This window comes from Tenacibaculum finnmarkense genomovar ulcerans, assembly GCF_900239495.1.
GTDB lineage: Bacteria > Bacteroidota > Bacteroidia > Flavobacteriales > Flavobacteriaceae > Polaribacter > Polaribacter ulcerans.
Genome location: NZ_OENE01000004.1, coordinates 320,194 through 328,193, shown reverse-complemented (window position 1 = coordinate 328,193; position 8,000 = coordinate 320,194). Strand labels below are relative to the sequence as shown.

The 8,000-nt window shown below is 26.4% G+C and carries 5 protein-coding genes (1 of these 5 running past the window's edge); all 5 read left to right on the top strand.

What is annotated here, in order from left to right:
- On the top strand, nucleotides 1–780 hold the 3' portion of the coding sequence (locus DPIF8902391_RS02280) for a restriction endonuclease subunit S (RefSeq protein WP_172504934.1). Its footprint begins 561 nt before the window's first position; 780 of the gene's 1,341 nt are visible here — the last part of the coding sequence; its start codon lies beyond the left edge, outside the window; the stop codon is at nucleotides 778–780.
- A gap of 29 nt (nucleotides 781–809) precedes the next feature.
- A complete protein-coding gene (locus DPIF8902391_RS02275; protein WP_172504933.1) occupies nucleotides 810–3,332 on the top strand; it encodes an McrB family protein in 2,523 nt (840 codons plus the stop codon).
- A 1-nt stretch (nucleotide 3,333) separates the two neighbouring features.
- Nucleotides 3,334–4,554: an McrC family protein gene (locus tag DPIF8902391_RS02270; protein WP_242037277.1), complete on the top strand. Its 1,221-nt coding sequence runs from the start codon at nucleotides 3,334–3,336 to the stop codon at nucleotides 4,552–4,554.
- A gap of 278 nt (nucleotides 4,555–4,832) precedes the next feature.
- Nucleotides 4,833–5,123: a hypothetical protein gene (locus DPIF8902391_RS02265; protein ID WP_172504932.1), complete on the top strand. Its 291-nt coding sequence runs from the start codon at nucleotides 4,833–4,835 to the stop codon at nucleotides 5,121–5,123.
- Between the two features lie 2 nt (nucleotides 5,124–5,125).
- On the top strand, nucleotides 5,126–7,996 hold the full coding sequence (locus DPIF8902391_RS02260; RefSeq protein ID WP_172504931.1) for an AAA domain-containing protein: 2,871 nt from the start codon (nucleotides 5,126–5,128) through the stop codon (nucleotides 7,994–7,996).
- The last annotated feature ends 4 nt before the right edge of the window (nucleotides 7,997–8,000 follow it).

The window sequence follows — 8,000 nt, the reverse complement described above, 5'->3', positions numbered from 1 at the left end:
GCCGTTTTAACACAAGCCGTAACTGGTAAACTTACCCAAGAGTGGCGGGTTGGTAAGGAGTTAGAGGATGCTTTATTTAATGTTGATTTAAATAATTATTTAACAGATATAAAATACGGAACATCAAAAAAATCAGATTATGATATTGATGGTATGCCTATTTTAAGAATTCCAAATATTAAAAATGGAGAAATAGATACATCCGATTTAAAATTTTCTATTCTTGATGAAAAAGAATATCAAAAAGTACTTTTAAAAAAAGGTGATATACTTATTATTCGTTCAAATGGAAGTGTTTCTATAGTAGGAAAATCTGCTATTATTAAAAATGATAAAGAATTTGGTTATGCAGGTTATTTAATTCGATTAAGAACATCAGATAATTTAAATTCAAAATATTTAAATTATATACTTTCTAGTCCAAGTTTGAGAAAACAAATTGAAGAAAAAGCTCGTTCAACTAGTGGTGTAAATAATATCAATACAACTGAAATTAAAGAATTAAAAATTAATGTTTTTGATATTAAAGAACAAACAGAAATCGTAAAACGAGTAGAGAATTTATTTAGTAAGGCAGATGCTATAGAAAAGCAATATAAAACGCTAAAAGAAAAAATAGACCGTTTACCACAAGCCATATTAGCCAAAGCTTTTAAAGGCGAGTTAGTAGCACAATTACCTACCGATGGCGATGCTAAAGATTTATTAGAAGAAATAAAAAAATTGAAAGAAAGTTTGGTTGTAAAACCTAAAAAGAAAGTCGTTAGAAAGAAAAAATAATCATTTAATTTAAAAAAATTGCTATAGAAATGAATACAGAATTAGAAAACTTAAAACAACAGTTTTTAGAAAAGTGGCCTATCGAAAAGCTACAAGAAATGGAAATTCAAGAATATACCAACACAAATAGAGAGGACTCTTTTTGTTATTGGGTAGAGCATATTACTCGAGATTTAGGAAGTATTGTTGGAGGTAGTTCTTATAAATTTGGAGTTTTTAAAAAAGGTTCAAATACTCCTACTCTTCAAAAAAATCATATAAATTCTGATGGAGAATATACATGGTACACTAAATACGGAGCAACAACAGCTCAAGAAGCATTTGAAAAAATTAAAGAAATAATTATTACTATAGCTACTAATGCACAAACAAATAACTTAGAAGCTATTGATACTATTGATTTAGGAACAGCCTATAAATGGAAAATTGCTTTTTTATATGGTAACTATAATATTATAAACATCTTTAAACTAGAAGCATTACGCTATGTTGCTAAAAACTTACAAATACCTTTTATAAAAAAAACACCTGTTTCAACATTTCATAGAGAAATTTTAAAACAAAAAAAGGAAATTATTTTTTTTGAGTTTAGTCATAATTTATGGCAACAGTATGCAAATGGTTTAATTGATATAAAAGAAGATTTTGCAAATTGGCTAAATATAAACACTCATAATTCTTATCGCAGTTACTTAGGTGATACAACTAATAGCATTACATCAAAATTAGATGAAATAAATAGCTACTTTGATGAGATAGATTTTTTCTTAGTAAATCCGCTAAATATAAAAGAACATATAGATACTATTTTAGTATTATTGAGCAAAACAGAAAGAGAAAAAAATGCTGATTTTGAAGAATATGACCTTAAAAATAGCAACGGTATTCCAAAAGCTTTACTCGGAAAAAATAATTACATACAGTTTTTAAGAGAAAAATTTATTGAAAAAAAAGACGACAAAAGTACTTTTAATAATATAGTTACAAACTTAAAAAATAATGCTATGATTTCACAGAGTAAAAATCAAATACTTTACGGACCTCCAGGAACAGGAAAAACCTATTCGATAATAAATGATTTTATTAAAACGGATACTCCACAATTAAACAGCAACCTAGAAGTAATAGAATATTTAAATGACAAAAAAAACTTTTGGCATTTAGCTCCAGGTGAAAATGGTTATTTATGGAACGATTTAAAAAATCAAGATTATTTAGGATATGAATGGTGCGATATAGGAATTGGGAACCTAAAAAACCTTAAAAAAGGAGATGTAGATAGTTTCGATATTAAATATCGTTTTTCAAAAGTTAGAAAAGGAGATTATCTCTGTATTATCTCTGGTAAAAAATTTTATGGAATTGCTGAAACCTTACATGATTATGATTTTGAAAAATCAAAAGAAGCTAATTTTGATTTTCAAACAATTAAAGTTAAATGGTTAAAACAATTTGAAAAACCAGAATTATTAAACACTTACAGTACACAAAGTTTTTCAGGAATTAAAGGAGGAAAAAGATGGGATAGTATAAAGGATGCCTTAACAAATCAAGAATTATATTTCGAATCTAACAAAGGAGCTGAAACTGCTAATAAAACTAAAAACTATATATTAGTTAGTTTTCATCAATCATTTGCATATGAAGATTTTATTGAAGGAATTAAACCCGACCTAAATGTAAGTGATGAATTAGATGAGAATAATTCTTTAAGCTATGTTTTACAAGATGGAGTTTTTAAATCGGCTTGTGATATGGCTGCAAATATTGCAGGATATGATGATTTAGATAACTGTTTAAAAGATACTAAAGAAAATAGAAACATAAAATTTAAAGAAGCAAAACCATTTTATTTATTAATTGATGAAATTAATAGAGGAAATGTATCAGCAATATTTGGAGAGTTAATTTCATTGATTGAAAATGATAAAAGACTAGGTGAAGAAAATGAACTTATCTTAGATTTACCCTACTCTAAAAAAGAATTTGGAGTGCCATCAAACCTTCACATTATAGGAACTATGAATACTGCCGATCGTTCTGTAGAATCTTTAGATACCGCATTACGCAGACGTTTCGAATTTAAAGAAATATTACCAAAACCTGAATTATTAGAAAATATATCATTTGATAGTTTTAATTTAAAAGATGTTCTAGAAACTATTAATAATCGTATTGAATTATTATTAGATAGAGATCACACTATAGGTCACTCTTACTTTATTACTATTGAAAGTGGCGATACTACAAAACTAGCTACTGTTTTTAAGAATAATGTAATTCCGTTATTACAAGAATATTTTTATGGCGATTATGGTAAAATAGGCTTAGTTTTAGGAAAAGGTTTTATTAGCAAAAAGGAAAATAATAAAATTAATTTTGCCGATTTTAAATATGAAAATTCAAATGATTTTAAAACACCATCTTTTGAATTAGAAAAAATTGATGCTAAAAATATTATTGATGCAATTCATAAAACATTAGGTATTAAAACAGCTGTTAAACTTACTGAAGTAAAACAACCTGTATTAGAACCTGCAGAAGCTCTATAATATGATAGTATACGAACACCAACGCTTATATGTTGGAGAGCAAGGTTTTAATCAACAGCATTTAGATGCGTTATTAAAATTAAACGAATACCATAATTGGAAATACTTTCAAGCTATTTCCAAAGGTATTCAGTTTAATCAATATGTAGGCATCATTCAAATAGATGGATTATCAATAGAAATTCATCCGAAAGCGGATAAAAATGATGATGCTGGTAAATGGCAAGGAGTTTTATTACATATGCTAGAAGCCTGCGGAAAACTAAAAGCGGAATCAGCAGGAGCAGCAAATGTAAAACGTACAAACTTAAATTTACTAGAAGTTTATTTTGATTTATATTTATCAGAAATAGAAACACTATTACGTAAAGGTTTTATCAAACAATACCGTAAAGAAACGAGTAATACAAAAGCTTTAAAAGGTAAATTAGAATTTGCAGGTAATATTCAAAAAAACTTGGTACATAAAGAGCGGTTTTATACTACACATCAAGTATATGACACCAATCATTTATTACATCAAGTTTTATACAATGCTTTAGAAATTGTAGGTCAATTTACCAAAGGAACGCAATTGTACGAACGCTGTAAACGCTTAGCACTTAACTTTGAAAAAATCAGTAAAAAAAACATCACAAAACAACAAGTAAATTCTATACAGTTAAATAGAAAATCGGCAAGTTATAGTTATGGTTTAGAACTCGCTCGGTTAATTATTTTAAACTACTCCCCTAATATTTCTGATGGTAAAGAAAAAATGCTTTCCTTATTATTTGATATGAATGTGTTATGGGAAACTTATATACTAAAACAACTTCAAAAATATTGCGAAGGCAAAAATATTGAGGTTTTTGGGCAGGAATCTAAATCCTTTTGGGGAAGCAATAGTTTAAAACCTGATATTATTTTAAAAAAAGACGGAAAAACTTATATTATTGACACCAAATGGAAATGTCCTAATGGCTCTGCTTCTGTTTCCGATTTACGACAAATGTATAGTTATTGCCGTTTTTGGAATGCAGAAAAAGCGTTGTTATTATATCCTGGAGAAAATAAAAATAATAATTTTGAATCTTTTGAAACTGATGATTATTCAATTTATGAGAATGAAACCCATGAAATAAATCATCAATGTAAAATGGGATTTGTTTCCGTTTTAGATGAAAATGGTAATCTTAATAAAAACATAGGGATTGAGGTTTTAAGGATTATGGGGATTTAGAAAAATAGTATAAATAAATCTTAATACTCAATTAATTTTAGCTTCGGACAAAGCTAATAACTAAGGCAAATGATCAATCATTTGCCTTAGTCATTTTACGCTATAAAATTTAAATAAACACTAAACTCTTATCAAGACCCACTACATTTGCAAAATAATATATTATTAAATTAAGTAATATGTTACCTATTTAACAAAAAACATAAAATACGTATTTTTAAATAATTAAAACTTGGCATAAATTATGAATTTAACTTATCAAATTAAAAAAATAAATTATGAATTTGATATCTAACTTCAAGCAAAGTTTACATTTTAAACAACGAATTTCACAACGACAAATAGATCCTTTTTTGGTTTCTATGTGTCTTATTAAAGGATCTATTAAAACTATGAAAAGAAACAAAATAGAATTTACATTATCTAAAGAAAATATTAATCAAGCAATTGAACAAGGCTACATATTAGCTAAAGACTGCTTTGGCTTAACAAGCTTTACTGTAGTAGCGCGAGAAAACATATTAATAACCGCTTTTGTTAGATTTGGAGACACTGGAGTAAACTGTTAATTATGAAAGAAAGAAAACCGACAAACTTACACCATGCTAATTCAATAAAAACAACTGATAATTCTTACAGTAAAGGTAAAATAATTCAAGGAGTAAAATATGGATTAAAAGACTATGAAAATTATATAGAAAAAAGTATCGAAGTAATTCAAAAAAATGGAGCTATAAAAATACCTATCAGAAAAGAAGAAATAAGGTATTATATAAAATTTAATGAATTTTCGAATGAAGAAAAAATTAAAAAACAGTTTTTTGATAAAATCAACACAGTTTTTATAAACGATAAAAAACAAAAAACTGAAATAATTGATAAAAACGAAAAACACAGTTTTATTGTATTAAAAACTGATCGCAATGTAACAACAATTACATTAATACTTAACAATAATACTATATCACTCAAAACAATACCTGCAACTCTTTTTTCTTTAGAAATAGATAATTTAAAAAATAGAGATGCTAAAAAAATTGAAACAGAATTATTTGAACGAAGTACAGAATTTGTTTATTCAGAACAACCAAAAGCAGACAAAAAAAGCAATAAAACGAATGAAATAAAGATAAAAACAAGAGATTCTATTAATAAACAAATAACTCTTGATACTATTGATAATTTAAATTTTATTTATTTAAAAGCCGATGACTCTCAATTAATAAAGCAAAGAAATGCTATTAAAAGATTAAGGGATAAACCATCTACGCATCACACACCGATACAAAAATTATTTGATTTATCAGATAAAGCAAAGCATTACTTTAAAGATAATATAGAAAATTATTCTAATAAAATTGATTTTAAAATATTAAATAAACCTGACGAATATGACGGTACAAAAGAACAACAAAAATTTGTAATAAATGCGCTACAAACTAAAGATTTTGCTTTATTAGAAGGACCTCCTGGATCTGGAAAAACAACAGCTATTGTTGAATTGATAATTCAATTAATAAAACAAAATAAACGAGTTTTATTAGTTTCAGCAACACATGTTGCTGTAGATAATGTTATTCACAGAATACTTACTTCTTACAAAAAAGAATGTGAAGGATTAGTTGTTCCTATAAGAATAGCTTCTAATATTGATAGTATTAGAAAAGAAACCGTAGAGCCTTACGAATTAAAAACCTTCATAAAGAAAACAAAAAAAGAAATTTCTAAAAACATAAGAAATAAAAAAACTACTGATAGCGGAAGAACACTATTAGATAGTATTAGCCAACCTAGTGACTACAGAAATAATGACCAAAATTTTGATGATATTATATTAAAATCAGCAAATTTAGTTGGAGGAACTATGATAGGAATTTTACAGCATCCTGATATTAAAAAAGGTGGAATACAAGAGGTTTTTGATGTGATGATTGTTGATGAAAGTTCTAAAGTAACCTTTCTAGATTTTATTGTTCCTGCCTTATATGCTAAAAAATGGATATTAGTTGGTGATGTTAATCAATTATCTCCTTACACAGAAGATGACCTTATAAGTGAAAATGTTGATATCATCATAAAAGATAATGATGAAAAAGAAAAACTGATTACCGCTTTTGAATTAAATAAAAAGCTAGCTGAACAAGCTGATTGGAATAAAAAAATAGTTAAAATACTATTTTCTACAAAACACAATGAAAATGATTTTGAAGATTATGTAGTTTTTAAACTCCCTAAAAATTTTGAGCCTAGCGACATTAATATCTTAAAGCTAAATAGCGTAGATTTAATTATCTGTGAAGCAACGGAAAATCATAAAAAAATTATTGAAAAATATATTTATGTAAAAGCTCAACTATTCGAAGGCTCTATTGATAGCATTTCATTTAATAACATCCAAAGAAAATTTCATAAAAACAGAAAAAACAATGCTAAAAAAAATGTTTATAATTATGAATTTATTAGTAACACAACAGAGCAATGGAAAGACACAGTAGGTAGTAAATTAAGTCAAATGTATCAATATCGCTTGGATGAAAATTCAAATTCAGAACTTAAAAAAGAATTTAATTTTCTAGTTCCTCAAGAATATCAAGATGAAATTGAAAAATTAAGAAGAGTCGCATTTCCTTCTATATTAGAGTTATTACAAATAGGAACTGGTGAAAAACAAAGAGAAACAAAGGATAAAAAAATTTATAATGAAGATAAATTAATTTATAAAGGATTTAATCAATTTGAAGAAATTAAATATCAAAAATTTCAAACACTTACCTATCAACATAGAATGGAAGATGAGATAGCCAATCTTTCTAGAACACATTTTTATACCAAAGATGATAAGACTAATTTAGAAACAGCAAAAACTACTAAAACAAGAAGTAAAATATTAAACTGGTATAAACCAAATGAAGACTTAGTTATTTGGGTTCAAAACAAAAAAATAGCAACACAGAAAAAAAAGAGAACTTCAAAAAATAAAAATAATTCTGATAAAATCATAAATTTAGGTGAAGTTGAACAAATAAAAGAAGAATTAAATGAGTTTACTAAACTAGCGCAATCAAACCCAAAAGAAGATAATAGTAATTATGAAATTGCTGTTTTAACTTTTTATAGAGCTCAAGAAACAGAACTAAAAAAAATGCTACAAGACATCAGCCAACAAAAGAAAAAACACAAATTTTTCACTATAAATAATGTTAGTATAACGCTAAGTACAGTAGATAAATTTCAAGGAGATGAAGCTGATATGGTATTACTATCATTTACAAAAACATCGCAATATGCTCATTATAATAGCCCAAACAGATTAAATGTTGCATTAACACGTGCTCGATACAAATTAGTTCTTTACGGTAATAACAAGTGGCTTTCTGAAAAGACACAATTACAAGCCCTTAAAGAAATTGCTAAAGAAGTAAAAAATAGAGTTATTAGATAAAAAG

Bases quoted from the DNA above. Each gene is read 5' to 3' on its own strand.
- DPIF8902391_RS02275 (WP_172504933.1), top strand. From the start codon at position 810: ATGAATACAGAATTAGAAAACTTAAAACAACAGTTTTTAGAAAAGTGG.
- DPIF8902391_RS02270 (WP_242037277.1), top strand. From the start codon at position 3,334: ATGATAGTATACGAACACCAACGCTTATATGTTGGAGAGCAAGGTTTT.
- DPIF8902391_RS02265 (WP_172504932.1), top strand. From the start codon at position 4,833: ATGAATTTGATATCTAACTTCAAGCAAAGTTTACATTTTAAACAACGA.
- DPIF8902391_RS02260 (WP_172504931.1), top strand. From the start codon at position 5,126: ATGAAAGAAAGAAAACCGACAAACTTACACCATGCTAATTCAATAAAA.